We start from the raw sequence: 13,652 nt of genomic DNA, 5'->3' as shown, positions 1-13,652 counted from the left end.
ATCACCAATCTATCGCAATTATTTTTAAAATAATGTTGAATAGCAGAAATTCATATGATATACTATCAAAGGTGAGAAAAAATACACACATTACCTAATTTTATAAATGGTGCCTTAGAGGTAGTTTATATAATATGAAGGTAATGGAGGAAAAAACCAGGAGGTATAAATTTATGGCAGTTATTTCAATGAAACAATTATTAGAAGCTGGTGTACACTTTGGACATCAGACAAGAAGATGGAACCCTAAGATGGCTACTTACATATTTACAGAAAGAAATGGTATTTATATCATTGACTTACAGAAAACTGTAAAAAAAGTAGAAGAAGCTTATAACTTCATAAGAGAAGTTGCAGCAGAAGGAAAAGATATTCTATTTGTAGGTACTAAGAAACAAGCTCAAGAAGCTATTCAAGAAGAAGCAATAAGATCTAACATGTATTTTGTAAACAATAGATGGTTAGGTGGAATGTTAACAAACTTCTCAACTATCAAGGGAAGAATCAAAACATTAGAAGAATTAGAACAAATGGAGCAAGATGGAACATTTGAAGTTTTACCAAAGAAAGAAGTTATAAAACTAAGATTAGAAGAAGAAAAGCTAGAGAAAAATCTAGGTGGAATAAAGAAAATGGACGTAAGAAACATTGGAGCTTTATTTGTAGTTGACCCAAGAAAAGAAAAAAATGCTATATCTGAAGCTAAAACTTTAGGAATACCAGTAGTAGCTATAGTAGATACTAATTGTGATCCAGATGAAGTTGATTATGTAATTCCAGGAAATGATGATGCTATTAGAGCGGTAAAATTAATAACTGCTAAAATGGCTGATGCTATCATGGAAGGAAGACAAGGCGAACAATTAGAAGGCTAGTAAATATAAAGGTAGATGAAGCTTAGGCTTCATGTACCTTTTAATGACTACAAATAACTACAAAACGGGAGGAAGTATTTATGATAACTGCACAGATGGTAAAAGAGTTAAGAGAAATAACTGGAGCAGGAATGATGGACTGCAAAAAGGCTTTATCAGAAGCTAATGGAGATGTAGAAAAGGCTATAGAAGTTCTTAGAGAAAAAGGACTATCCGCTGCTGCTAAAAAAGCAGGCAGAGTTGCTGCAGAAGGATTAGTTTATACTTATATTTCTGAAGATAAGAAAAACGGTGCTATAGTTGAAGTTAACTGTGAAACAGACTTCGTTGCTGCTAACGAAGAATTCAAAGCTCTTACAGAAAATATTGCTAAGCAAGTTGCGAATTCAAATGTAACTACAGTTGAAGAATTACTAGAAGAAAAGTACATAGCTGATGAAAACACTACAGTTAAAGATACTGTAACTAATTTAATTGCAAAACTTGGAGAAAATATGTCTGTAAGAAGATTTGATAGATTTGCAGTTGAAAAGGGAGCAATCCAGAGTTATATTCATGGCGGCGGAAGAATTGGAGTTTTAGTAAAAATTGAATGCGAAAATGAAAGTCCAGTACTTTCAGAAGTAGCAAAAGATGTAGCTATGCATATAGCAGCAGCAAATCCTTTATTCTTAAACAAGGACTTTGTAGATCACGAAACTTTAGATAAAGAAAGAGAAATATACAGAGTTCAAGCTTTAAATGAAGGAAAACCAGAAAAAATCGTTGATAAAATGGTTGAAGGAAGAGTACAAAAATACTTAAAAGAAGTTTGTTTAGTTGAACAGGTTTGGGTAAAAAATCCTGATTATACTATTACAAAATACCTTCAAGAAAAATCTAAAGAAGTAGGCGCTGAAATGAAAATTGCTACTTTCGTTAGATATGAAAGAGGAGAAGGTATAGAGAAGAAAGAAGAAAACTTTGTAGAAGAAGTTATGAAACAGATTAAGTAATAATTTAAAAGAGAACACCCTGTGTTCTCTTTTTTTGAAACCAAAATGCTGTATTTTAAAAATTACTATGTAATTTTTAACAACTTGGAGGTATAATATATGTGTAATATTAAGTATAAAAGAATCATGTTAAAGCTTTCAGGAGAAGCATTGGCAGGAGAAAAGGGTTACGGGATTGATTTTGAGGTGGCCCAAAGAATAGCACAAGAAATTAAATATTTAGTAGATATGGGAATAGAAGTAGGAGCTGTAGTTGGAGGAGGAAACATCTGGAGAGGTAGAAACGGAAATGGAATGGACAGAACTACCGCTGACTATATGGGAATGATGGCTACGTGTATAAATGCATTAGCTCTTCAAGATTCATTAGAGCAAATGGGTGTAAACACAAGAGTTCAAACTGCTATTGAGATGAAAGAAATAGCTGAACCTTTTATAAGAAGAAGAGCTATGAGACATTTAGAAAAGGGAAGAGTAGTTATATTTGCTGCAGGAACAGGGAATCCTTATTTTTCCACAGATACTACTGCTGCACTTAGAGCAGCGGAAATAGAAGCAGATGTTATACTACTTGCTAAAAAGGTAGACGGAGTTTATGATAAAGATCCTCATAAGTATAGTGATGCTGTAAAATTTGACAAATTAACTTATATAGATGTACTAGAAAAGGGTTTACAGGTTATGGATTCCACTGCTACTTCTTTATGTATGGATAATAATATTCCTATATTAGTATTTGGACTTGAGTCTCCTGACAATATTAAAAAAGCTATAATGGGAGAAAAAATAGGTACTATAATATTTAAAGAATAAGGGGAGGCATTTTTATGATTAAAGACATACTTAAAGCAGCTGATGAAAAAATGCAAAAAACAATTGCAGTATTAAAAAATGAATTAGGTTCAATGAAAGCAGGCAGAGCTAATCCAGCTATTCTTGACAAAATTGAAGTTGAATACTATGGAACTATGACACCAATAAGCCAAGTTGGAAATATTTCCATACCAGAAGCAAGAATTTTACAGATACAGCCTTGGGATAAAAGTGCTATAAAAGCTATTGAAAAGGCTATTTTAAAATCTGATTTAGGATTAAATCCTTCTAGTGATGGAACAATAATAAGATTAATGATACCTGAATTAACTGAAGAAACAAGAAAAAATCTTGTAAAAACAGTTAAGAAAACTGGTGAGGAAACTAAAATTGCTATAAGATCTATAAGAAGAGATTGCAATGAAAAGATTAAGAACTTAAAAAAGGGATCAGATATATCTGAAGATGAAATTAAAAAAGCTGAAGATGATATCCAGAAGAAAACTGATAACTTTATAAAGGAAATTGATAAGATATTAGAAGGAAAAGAAAAAGAAATTATGACTGTATAGTATTTTATTAAAAACCTGCGAAATCGCAGGTTTTATTAATAAGGAGAACATGGAGTGATGGTTTGTGTGGAAGTTATTTAGTAATAAAAAGCAGGAGAATGAAGATATTTCCTTAGATGAAAATAATATACCTAGACATATAGCTATTATAATGGATGGGAATGGAAGATGGGCTAAACAAAGAAATCTTCCGCGTCCTATGGGACATAAAGCAGGTGTAGAAAATATTAGGCAAATAGTAAAAGAGTGCAGCAACTTAGGTGTGAAATATTTAACCTTATATGCGTTTTCAACAGAAAATTGGAAGAGGCCAGCAGAAGAAGTAAATGCACTTATGAAACTTTTAGTAGAATACTTAAAAAAAGAAGTAGAGGAACTACACCAAAATAAGGTTGTTGTTAAATCTATAGGGGAAATAGAGAATTTACCTAGCATTTGCAGGGAAGAGCTTAAAAATGCTTATGAAAAAACTAAGAATAATACAGGATTAGTATTAAATTTAGCATTAAATTATGGCGGAAGAGATGAAATTTTAAGAGGAATAAAACTTTTATATGAAGATTTAAATATGGAAAAGATAATGCTAGAAGATATGGATTCAGAAATGTTTTCTAAATATCTTTATACGAAAGATATGCCGGACCCAGATTTAATTATAAGACCAAGCGGAGAGCAAAGAATAAGTAATTTCTTATTATGGCAATGTGCTTATTCCGAATTTTGGTATTCTGATATAAAATGGCCGGATTTTAAAAAGGAGCATCTTCATAAAGCAATATATGACTTTCAAAATAGGGATAGAAGATTTGGAGGTATAAAATAATTATTTAAGGAGCTGATTGTATGAACAATAGATATATAGGAGCCCTAATAATATCTCCATTTATTATATTTTTATTTATAGGAGGTATATTTTTAAAATATTTAGTTTTGATTTTATCGTTATGTGGTATGTATGAATTTTACAAGGTATCTAAAGAAAAGAATATAAATCCTATTTCTTGGATAGGATATGCAATTTGTATAATATATTATTTATATCCTAATAATATGAACTTTGAGAGCTTGTTTTTTATAATCATATTTGCCATCCTGATTTCGCTGTGTATTCCTGTATTAAATAAAAACTATAACTTTATCGATATATCCGTGACATTTTTAGGATTTTTATATATAGGAGTTTTTTTTAGTTTCATAGTAATGACAAACAATAAGGAATATGGAAATTTATTAATATGGTTTATTTTTATATCTTCCTGGGTTTGTGATACTACGGCTTATTATTCTGGTAAATTTTTCGGAAAAAGAAAGCTATGCCCAGAAGTAAGTCCTAAAAAGACAGTAGAAGGATCCATAGGAGGCTTTTTAGGAAGCACCATTGCCTGTGGAATATTTGGAATATATGTAATTAGTAGAGGAGTTAATGTTCCTGTAATACATTTCTTTTTACTAGGAGCACTGTGCGGAATTATTACGCAGTTTGGAGATCTAACAGCATCTTCTATAAAGAGATATGCAGGAGTAAAGGATTATAGTAACTTAATTCCAGGACATGGAGGAATATTAGATAGATTTGATAGCATACTTTTTGCCTCATTGGTAGTATATTATTATATAACATTTATAATGAGGTTGTAATATTGATATATAAAAACAAAAATCAAAATAGCTCAATATATATAAAATTAATATATTGTGCAATATCTATAATAGTAGTTATTTTTTTCGCCTTAATTTTTAAAAAATACTTTAGACCTTTTTTAATAACTGCTATGTTGTTATTATTTTGTTATCCAATTTATAATTTATTAATTAAGTCAAATTTTATAAGTAAGAAAATCAGTGCAGTAATCACTATAGTTATTATAAACATATTATTTATGGTAGCTCTATTTCTTATAGGAAGATGGATTTACAGTATAAGAAGTATAATTATTGATACTTATTATTCACTTTTAAAATCCGTAGAAAACATTAGTATAACTTTTAATTTAAATATACAAGAACTAAATGAAAAAATGGAAAGCTATTATTTAAGTGTATTAGATAGCAGTTTTCTTAAAAGAGGGGCAGCTTATACTACCGATAGCATTTTAAATTATTTTATAGGTAATATAACTGCCTACTTTATTTTAGTAGATAGATATGTTATATTAAATGCTATTAAGAAGTTTTTTCCATTAAATATGATTGAGTTTTTAGAAGAAAAATGGAAAGACATGAAAATGTTTATAAAAATAGAGATAATATTAATACTTATTACTACTATAGAAACAATATTAGGGTTATGGGCACTTAATATAGAGAACTTTTTTATACTAGGAGTTATTTGTGGTATACTGGATTTCCTACCATATGTAGGAACCATTATTGTATTTTTCCCAATTATAATTTATAAAATAGTTTGTAAAAATTATATAATTGCATTTGGATTAATTTGTTTATATATATTACTGATTATTATGAGACAAATAATGGAAGCTAGGTTTATGAGTAGTAAATTTAAAATACATCCGTTAATTGCAATATTAGCTCTTTATGTAGGATTAAAAACTTTTGGACTAATTGGAATATTTATGGCACCAGTTTGTGTTATAATATGCAAGAGTATATTAGAAAGCAAGACATAAAAAGGAGAGATTAAATGTGAAAAACATATGTATACTTGGAGCTACTGGTTCCATTGGGACTCAAGCTTTAAATGTTATAAAAAATGATGATGAACTAAATTTAGTAGCTATATCAGCTAATACAAATTGGGAAAAAATTATATCAATATTACAGGAATTTAATTTAGAATACGTGGCTATGATGGATCAAACAGCTTATAAAAAAGTAGCTGAATATTGCATGGAAAAAGGTTTAAAAACGAATGTATTATATGGAATTGATGGTTTAAATGAAATAGCTTCTTTAGAAAAGGTAGATATAGTTTTAACTTCAGTGGTTGGAATGATAGGACTTGAACCAACTTTAAAAGCTATAAGAGCCAAGAAGGATATAGCTTTAGCAAACAAGGAAACTTTAGTAGTAGCAGGAGAATTGATAATAAGGGAAGCAAAAAAATATAATGTAAATATACTCCCTGTGGACTCAGAACATGGTGCTATTTTTCAATGCTTAAGAGGGAATAAGGGAGAGGATGTTGAAAAAATAATACTTACTGCTTCAGGAGGGCCCTTTAGAGGGAAAAAAAGTGATGAATTAAGGAATGTAACGGTAAAAGAGGCTTTAAATCATCCGCGTTGGAGCATGGGCAAAAAGATATCTATAGATTCGGCTACTTTAATGAATAAGGGACTAGAAGTAATAGAGGCTCATTTTTTATTTAATTTAGATTATAATAATATTGAGGTAGCAGTTCATCCTGAAAGCATAATACATTCTATGGTTCAGTATAAAGATGGAAGTATAATAGCACAATTATCAGTAGCAGATATGAGACTTCCAATACAATATGCTTTAAATTATCCACTTAGAAAAAAATCTGTCATTGATAAATTAGATCTTTTTAAGGTAGCAATGCTAACTTTTGAAAAGCCAGATATAGATACTTTTAAGCCTTTGAAACTTGCTTATGAAGCAGGGAAAATAGGAGGAACTATGCCAGCTATTTTAAATGCAGCAAATGAGGCAGCAGTTGATCTATTTATGAAAGGTCATATAAAGTTCCTAGAAATAGGATATATATTAGAAGAAAGTATGAGTAAGTTTAATGCAAGTTTTTCCTATGAGTTAGAAGATATAATAAGTTTAGATAAATCTGTTAAGGAATTCGTATATAATACATATCTATAATTCATTACATAAATTTTAAGGAGGAATATATAGTGAACATAATTTATATACTAGGTGCGATATTTGCCTTTGGTCTTTTAGTAATAGTACATGAATTTGGACATTTTATAATGGCAAAATTAAATGGAGTAAAAGTAGAGGAATTTTCCATAGGAATGGGTCCTAAGCTTTTTGGAGTAAGAAGAGGAGAAACAGAGTATTCTATTAAGCTCCTTCCTATAGGTGGATATGTAAAAATGTTAGGAGAAGATGGAGAAGTAACATCAGATGAAAGAGCTTTTCAAAATAAATCGCCTTTAAGAAAGCTTAGCATAGTATCAGCAGGACCTATTATGAATATTATATTAGCTGTAGTTTTGTATTCAATAATAGCAGGTAGTAGAGGGTTCTTAGTTCCTGTAGTTGATAAAGTAATTCCTGGTAACCCAGCAGACTTGGCAGGTATAAAACAAGGTGATAAAATAGTTCAAATAAATGACAAGGCTATAACCACATGGGAAGATTTTGTAACTCAAGTTTATACTGCAAATGGAAACACTATAAGTGTAATTTATGAAAGAGGAGAAGAAACTAAATCTTCCACGATTACTCCTGTTAAAGATGAAAAAGAAAATAGATTTGTGGTAGGAGTTTATCCAACACTCGTAAAAAATCCAGGAATAAGTGAATCGATAAAATATGGATTTGTTGAAACTACATCATTAGTAAAGCAAACCTTTGGATTCTTTAAAACATTATTTACAGGGAAAGCTTCTATAAATGATTTTGGTGGACCCGTAACTATTATGAGAGTATCTGGAGAAGCTGCTAAAGAAGGATTTTTAAGTTTACTATCCTTTGCGGCTTATTTAAGTGTTCAATTAGCAATATTTAATATAATTCCTTTCCCAGCACTAGATGGAGGATGGATAATACTATTCTTAATTGAGTTTATTACAAGAAAGAAAATTGATAGTAATAAGATAGGAGTATTAAATTATATTGGTTTTGTTGTACTTATAACACTGATGATTATAGTTACGATAAAAGATATATTATACCCTGTACAATTCTAGGAGTTGATTGATATGATAAATAGAATAAACACAAGAAAAGTAAAAGTAGGAAGTGTATTTGTTGGAGGAGATGCGCCTATCTCAGTACAATCCATGACAAATACTGATACTAGAAATATAAAAGAAACAATAAGCCAAATAAATAGACTGCAAAATGCAGGTTGTGAGATAGTGAGATGCGCAGTGCCAGATATGGAAGCCGCAGAGGCATTGAAGTATATTATAAAGGAAGTAACTATACCAGTAGTAGCGGATATACACTTTGATTATAAATTAGCATTAAATTCTATAGACTATGGGGTTTCTGCATTAAGAATAAATCCAGGAAATATAGGAAGTATAGAAAGAGTTAAGATGGTAGCAGAAAGGGCAAAGGATAAAAAAATTCCTATAAGAATAGGTGTAAATTCTGGATCCTTAGATAAAGAATTACTAAACAAGTATGGAAAAGTATGTCCTGAAGCTTTAGTTGAAAGTGCATTAAAACATGTAAAAATATTAGAGAATACAAATTTTAATGATATAGTGATTTCAATAAAATCTTCTAATGTTTTGGATATGATTGAAAGTTATAGATTAATTTCTCAAAAATCAGATTATCCACTACATTTAGGAGTAACAGAAGCTGGTACTCCTTGGAGAGGAACTATAAAATCCAGCATAGGGATTGGAACTTTAATTTCTGAAGGTATAGGAGATACTATAAGAGTTTCACTTACAGGAGACCCTGTAGAAGAGGTGAAAGTAGGTATTGAAATATTAAAGGCTTTACAAATTAAAAAACAAGGTATTGAAATAATATCTTGCCCAACCTGCGGAAGAACTGAAATTGGGCTAATAAATATAGCTAAAGAAGTAGAAGAAAAGATAAAAGATTTAGATAAAAATATTAAGGTAGCTATAATGGGATGTGTAGTAAATGGACCTGGGGAAGCAAGAGAAGCAGACATAGGTATAGCAGGAGGAAAAGGTGTAGGGCTTATATTTAAAAAAGGAGAAATGTTTAAAAAAGTAAAAGAAGAAGATTTAGTAGAAGAGCTATTGAAAGAAATAAATAAGATGTAAGTTGAGAGTATATGACTTCTATATTTAATTTATAAATTCAAGTTTTGCTTGAAATAACAAATGTTGTATGATACAATGGAAAAGGTGTAAAGTTACTGATAATACATTAGCTGAGAAGAGTGGGTCTAAACCCGCTCTTTCTATTTATTTGAAACGCAACTATATTGTTGCGTTTTTAAATTAATTGGATACTTAGTATTTTATTGTAGATTACTGCAAAATATATACATAAGGAGGGATTACAATGAAAAAAGAAGGTATTGTAAATAATATAGAAGTTTTAGTTTTTCCTATAACTGAAAGATTAGGATATGAACTATATCATGTTGAATTTGTAAAAGAAAATGGAGAAAATTATTTAAGAATATACATAGATAGTGCAGATGGAATAAACTTAGATGATTGTGAAAAGGTAAGTAGAGAAGTAAGTGAAATGTTAGATGCAGAAGATCCTATTTCTGATAGCTATTATTTAGAAGTTTCTTCTCCAGGAATAGAAAGAGAGTTGCATACAGATGCACACTTAGAGAAATACATTGATAATTCTATTACAATAAGGTTAGCTTCACCATTTAATGGTAAGAAAAAGTTAGAAGGAATTTTAAAGTCTTTTACTGATGAAGATATTACTTTGTTAGATAAAAATAAAGAAATAGTTATACCAAGAGATAAGGTTTCTAAAGTAAACTTAAGGGTTGATCTTTAATAAGGAGGGTTCATAAAAAAATGAATGAAGAATTCATAGAAGCTTTGAGGGAAATAGTTAAAGAAAAGGGAATAAGTGAAGAACTTATATTTAGTACTATAGAAGATGCACTAGTTGCAGCATACAAGAAAAATTATGCTAAACAAGGGGCAAATATTCAAAATGTAATAGTAAATATGAATAGGGAAACTGGAGAAATAAATGTATTTTCCAGAAAAATGGTAGTAGAAGAAGTAGAAGATGAGTTCAATGAAATATCACTAGAAGATGCAAAAACTTTAGATCCAAGATATGAAATAGATGAAGTAGTAAATATAGAAGTAACTCCTAAAAAGTTTGGTAGAGTAGCGGCTCAAGCTGCAAAGCAAGTTGTTATTCAAAGAATTAAAGAAGAGGAAAGACGAATTGTATATAATGAATTTTTAGAAAAAGCCTCAGATATAATTACGGGAACTGTAATTAGAAAAGATAAAGGCAATGTTTTTGTAAACCTTGGGAAAGTTGAAGCTGTTTTAGGACCAAATGAACAAATGCATGGAGAACAGTATAATTTCAACGAAAGACTTAAGCTTTATATTGTAGAAGTAAAAAATACTACTAAAGGAGCTCAAGTTGTAGTTTCTAGAACACATCCAGGACTTGTAAAAAGATTGTTTGAATTAGAAGTTCCAGAAATATATAGTGGGGTTGTAGAGATTAAGAGTATATCAAGAGAAGCAGGATCTAGAACAAAGATAGCTGTGTATTCGAATGATGAGGATGTAGATCCTATGGGAGCTTGCGTAGGACCTAAGGGAACTAGAGTTCAAAACATAGTAAATGAACTTAAAAATGAAAAAGTTGACATAATAAAGTGGAGTAAGCTTTCAGAAGAGTACATTGGAAATGCTCTAAGTCCAGCTAATGTTTTAGATGTAACTATAGATGAACAAAACAAATCTGCAAAAGTTGTAGTAGATGATAACCAATTATCTCTTGCTATTGGTAAAGAAGGCCAAAATGTAAGACTTGCTGCAAAACTTACAGGATGGAAAATAGATATTAAAAGCAAGTCACAAGTAACAGAATAAAGCTGGAGAAGGAAGGTGGTTTAATATGAAGGTAAAAAAGGTTCCTCAAAGAATGTGCACAGGATGCATGGAGATGAAACCCAAAAAAGAACTTATAAGAGTAGTGAAAAATAAAGAGGGAGAAGTTTCTATAGACTTGACAGGAAAAAAACCTGGAAGAGGTGCATATATCTGTAAAAGTGTAGAATGCCTTGAAAAGGCTTTTAAAACGAGAAAACTAGAAAGAAATCTAGAAACCACCCTTAGCCAGGAAGTTTATGAGAAGTTAAAGGAAGAGATAAGAGATGAAGGATAAGTTATTAAGCTTTTTAGGAATTGCTAAAAAAGCTGGAAAAGTTATAGAAGGCTATAATAAATGTGAAGAAACTACATTAAAAAATAAGTGTTTTTTGCTTATAGTTTCATCAAACTGCGCATTAAATACCATAGAAAAATTCTTAAGAATATCAGAAAAAAAAGATATTCCTATGATTAATCATTATTCCACAGAGGAGCTATCTACAGCTATTGGAAGAGAAGGTATAGGAATAATTGGTATAAGTGACAGTTCAATTGCAAGTAAGATTTTAGAATTATGGAAACAAGGTAATAATATTTAGTTTCGGGGGTGAATATTTTGTCAAAAATAAGAGTTTATGAATTGGCTAAAGAATTAAATATTTCAAGTAAGGAGCTTATAACCTTACTACAGGAAGAGTTTAATATAGAAGTAAAAAACCATATGAGTGTAATAGAAGATGAGGATGCTCAGCTTATAAAAGAACTATATATGGAGAATAATAAGGGTGAAAAAAGTTCTATAAAGATTGAAGATGATATAGAAGAAAAATATGGAGCGCTTCAAGAAGAAAAGATAGAAGAAGAAATAAAAGTTACTAAAAATAAAGGTAAAAAGGCTAAAGAAGATAAGAATGAACAGTCTTCATCTGAAGAAGGAAATGGCGAAATAGTAATAGAAATGGAAGATACCATTACTGTAAAGGAACTTGCAGATAAGCTAAAAAAACCTTATACAGAAGTTATAAAACAGCTTATATTTATAGGAGTTATGGCTTCATTAAATCAAGAAATAGATTTTCAAACAGCTGAAAAGCTAGGAGAAAAATTTGAAGCTTTTGTTGTTCAAAAGGAAAAGGATTTAACTTTAGAAGCAGTAGAACCTGAAGAAGATGAGGAAGATGAAGTATTAAATGAAAAGAGACCTCCAGTAGTAACAGTTATGGGTCACGTTGACCATGGTAAGACTTCACTTTTAGATGGAATAAAAAAATCTAAAGTTGCAGCTTCAGAAGCTGGTGGAATAACTCAGCATATAGGAGCTTACACTGTAAATATAGGTGAAGAAAAGATAACATTTTTAGATACTCCAGGACATGAAGCCTTTACTTCAATGAGAGCACGTGGAGCTCAAATAACAGATATAGTAATACTTGTAGTAGCAGCAGATGATGGTATAATGCCTCAAACAGAAGAAGCTATAAATCACTGTAAAGCAGCTAATGTTCCAATGATAGTAGCTATAAATAAAATGGATAGACCTGGAGCAAACCCTGAAAGAGTAAAACAACAGTTAGCAGAAAGAAACTTGCTTGCTGAAGATTGGGGTGGAGATACAGTAACTGTTCCAGTTTCTGCACATACAAGAGAAGGTATAGATAACTTACTTGAGATGGTAGTATTAACTGCAGAAATGTTAGAGCTTAAAGCTAATGCCCAAAGAAAAGCAAAGGGTACTGTAATTGAAGCAAAATTAGATAAGGGTAGAGGAGCAGTTGCATCTTTATTAGTACAAAATGGTACTTTAGAAGTAGGAGATTCAATAATTGTTGGAAGTACCTATGGTAGAATAAGAGCAATGTTTGATGATAAAGGTAAAAAGATAAAATCAGCCGGTCCATCAATACCAGTTGAGATACTTGGTCTTTCTGAGGTTCCGTCAGCAGGTGATAGATTCAATGTAGTTAAAGATGAAAAAACTGCAAGAGAAATGGCTGAAAAGAGAAAAGAAAAGGTTAGAAATGAATACTTACAATCTCATAAGGTATCCTTAGAAGACCTTTATAGTCAAATAAAAGAGGGAAAAATAAAAGAATTAAATATAATAGTAAAGGCTGATGTACAGGGTTCTGTAGAAGCAGTAAAACAATCATTTGAAAAGTTATCTACAGATGAAGTTAAAGTAAGGGTAATACATGGCGGAGTAGGAGCTATAACAGAAACAGATGTATCACTTGCAAATGCTTCAAATGCAATTATTATTGGATTTAATGTAAGACCTGATAATAATGCTACTACACTTGCTGAAAAAGAAAATGTAGATGTAAAAACATATAGAGTTATATATACTGCTATAGAAGATATAAAATCAGCTATGGTTGGAATGTTAGAACCTGACTATAAAGAAGTAGTACTTGGAAGAGCTGAAGTTAGACAGCTTTATAAGATATCTAATGTGGGAACAATAGCTGGGTGTTATGTTTTAAATGGAAAAATAACAAGAAATGCTAGTGTAAGAATAATAAGAGATGGAATAGTTGTATGTGAATCAACACTTGACTCCTTAAAAAGATTTAAAGATGATGCAAAAGAAGTAGCTACTGGATATGAATGTGGTATTATGGTAGAAAAATTCAATGATCTAAAAGAAGGAGACATAATTGAAGCATTTACAATGGAGGAAATAAAAAAAGATAAGCTATAGAA

General features: G+C 30.5%; 15 protein-coding genes. All 15 read left to right on the top strand.

Annotated elements, in window-relative coordinates:
• Positions 1–173: 173 nt before the first annotated feature.
• The 15 genes from rpsB to infB all read left to right on the top strand — a co-directional run bounded on the left by rpsB (position 174) and on the right by infB (position 13,650).
• The gene (gene rpsB, locus CRN98_RS00760; protein ID WP_097025508.1) at positions 174–875 is read left to right on the top strand and encodes a 30S ribosomal protein S2; all 702 of its coding nucleotides are present in this window, start codon (positions 174–176) and stop codon (positions 873–875) included.
• An 80-nt stretch (positions 876–955) separates the two neighbouring features.
• On the top strand, positions 956–1,870 hold the full coding sequence (tsf, locus tag CRN98_RS00755) for a translation elongation factor Ts (RefSeq protein WP_097025507.1): 915 nt from the start codon (positions 956–958) through the stop codon (positions 1,868–1,870).
• 99 nt (positions 1,871–1,969) lie between these two features.
• Positions 1,970–2,683: a UMP kinase gene (gene pyrH, locus CRN98_RS00750; RefSeq protein ID WP_097025506.1), complete on the top strand. Its 714-nt coding sequence runs from the start codon at positions 1,970–1,972 to the stop codon at positions 2,681–2,683.
• A 14-nt stretch (positions 2,684–2,697) separates the two neighbouring features.
• Positions 2,698–3,255, top strand: a complete 558-nt coding sequence (gene frr / locus CRN98_RS00745) for a ribosome recycling factor (protein WP_097025505.1) — start codon at positions 2,698–2,700, stop codon at positions 3,253–3,255.
• 64 nt (positions 3,256–3,319) lie between these two features.
• Positions 3,320–4,078 carry an isoprenyl transferase gene (locus CRN98_RS00740; RefSeq protein ID WP_097025504.1) on the top strand — a complete coding sequence of 253 codons (759 nt, stop codon included), beginning with the start codon at positions 3,320–3,322 and terminating at the stop codon, positions 4,076–4,078.
• A 20-nt stretch (positions 4,079–4,098) separates the two neighbouring features.
• On the top strand, positions 4,099–4,893 hold the full coding sequence (locus CRN98_RS00735; RefSeq protein ID WP_097025503.1) for a phosphatidate cytidylyltransferase: 795 nt from the start codon (positions 4,099–4,101) through the stop codon (positions 4,891–4,893).
• A 2-nt stretch (positions 4,894–4,895) separates the two neighbouring features.
• Positions 4,896–5,885, top strand: coding sequence for an AI-2E family transporter (locus CRN98_RS00730; RefSeq protein WP_179631861.1), 990 nt, complete (start codon positions 4,896–4,898; stop codon positions 5,883–5,885).
• Between the two features lie 16 nt (positions 5,886–5,901).
• On the top strand, positions 5,902–7,053 hold the full coding sequence (gene dxr / locus CRN98_RS00725; protein WP_097025501.1) for a 1-deoxy-D-xylulose-5-phosphate reductoisomerase: 1,152 nt from the start codon (positions 5,902–5,904) through the stop codon (positions 7,051–7,053).
• Positions 7,054–7,094: 41 nt separating this feature from the next.
• Positions 7,095–8,108: an RIP metalloprotease RseP gene (gene rseP, locus CRN98_RS00720; protein ID WP_097025691.1), complete on the top strand. Its 1,014-nt coding sequence runs from the start codon at positions 7,095–7,097 to the stop codon at positions 8,106–8,108.
• A gap of 15 nt (positions 8,109–8,123) precedes the next feature.
• Complete coding sequence (gene ispG / locus CRN98_RS00715; protein ID WP_097025690.1) at positions 8,124–9,173, top strand: flavodoxin-dependent (E)-4-hydroxy-3-methylbut-2-enyl-diphosphate synthase; 1,050 nt, start codon at positions 8,124–8,126, stop codon at positions 9,171–9,173.
• A 244-nt stretch (positions 9,174–9,417) separates the two neighbouring features.
• The gene (gene rimP / locus CRN98_RS00710) at positions 9,418–9,879 is read left to right on the top strand and encodes a ribosome maturation factor RimP (RefSeq protein ID WP_097025500.1); all 462 of its coding nucleotides are present in this window, start codon (positions 9,418–9,420) and stop codon (positions 9,877–9,879) included.
• Between the two features lie 20 nt (positions 9,880–9,899).
• Entirely contained in the window at positions 9,900–10,949 is a 1,050-nt protein-coding gene (gene nusA, locus CRN98_RS00705) for a transcription termination factor NusA (protein WP_097025499.1), read from the top strand.
• Between the two features lie 25 nt (positions 10,950–10,974).
• Entirely contained in the window at positions 10,975–11,244 is a 270-nt protein-coding gene (rnpM, locus tag CRN98_RS00700; RefSeq protein WP_097025498.1) for an RNase P modulator RnpM, read from the top strand.
• Positions 11,234–11,548: a ribosomal L7Ae/L30e/S12e/Gadd45 family protein gene (locus CRN98_RS00695; protein WP_097025497.1), complete on the top strand. Its 315-nt coding sequence runs from the start codon at positions 11,234–11,236 to the stop codon at positions 11,546–11,548. The genes rnpM and CRN98_RS00695 overlap by 11 nt, the downstream gene beginning before the upstream one ends.
• Before the next feature lie 17 nt (positions 11,549–11,565).
• Positions 11,566–13,650 carry a translation initiation factor IF-2 gene (gene infB / locus CRN98_RS00690; RefSeq protein ID WP_097025496.1) on the top strand — a complete coding sequence of 695 codons (2,085 nt, stop codon included), beginning with the start codon at positions 11,566–11,568 and terminating at the stop codon, positions 13,648–13,650.
• Positions 13,651–13,652 lie beyond the last annotated feature (2 nt).

Origin of the sequence: Clostridium peptidivorans (genome assembly GCF_900205925.1) — a bacterium.
Classification (GTDB): Bacteria; Bacillota; Clostridia; order Clostridiales; family Clostridiaceae; genus Clostridium_AK; species Clostridium_AK peptidivorans.
The sequence above is the reverse complement of the archived record's forward strand: the minus strand, read 5'-3'. Positions and strand labels throughout refer to the sequence as shown.

Excerpts from the sequence above, each read along its gene's own strand:
- CRN98_RS00735 (WP_097025503.1), top strand. The coding sequence starts at position 4,099 with ATGAACAATAGATATATAGGAGCCCTAATAATATCTCCATTTATTATA.
- rnpM (WP_097025498.1), top strand. The coding sequence starts at position 10,975 with ATGAAGGTAAAAAAGGTTCCTCAAAGAATGTGCACAGGATGCATGGAG.
- tsf (WP_097025507.1), top strand. The coding sequence starts at position 956 with ATGATAACTGCACAGATGGTAAAAGAGTTAAGAGAAATAACTGGAGCA.
- nusA (WP_097025499.1), top strand. The coding sequence starts at position 9,900 with ATGAATGAAGAATTCATAGAAGCTTTGAGGGAAATAGTTAAAGAAAAG.
- rimP (WP_097025500.1), top strand. The coding sequence starts at position 9,418 with ATGAAAAAAGAAGGTATTGTAAATAATATAGAAGTTTTAGTTTTTCCT.
- rpsB (WP_097025508.1), top strand. The coding sequence starts at position 174 with ATGGCAGTTATTTCAATGAAACAATTATTAGAAGCTGGTGTACACTTT.
- frr (WP_097025505.1), top strand. The coding sequence starts at position 2,698 with ATGATTAAAGACATACTTAAAGCAGCTGATGAAAAAATGCAAAAAACA.
- pyrH (WP_097025506.1), top strand. The coding sequence starts at position 1,970 with ATGTGTAATATTAAGTATAAAAGAATCATGTTAAAGCTTTCAGGAGAA.
- CRN98_RS00695 (WP_097025497.1), top strand. The coding sequence starts at position 11,234 with ATGAAGGATAAGTTATTAAGCTTTTTAGGAATTGCTAAAAAAGCTGGA.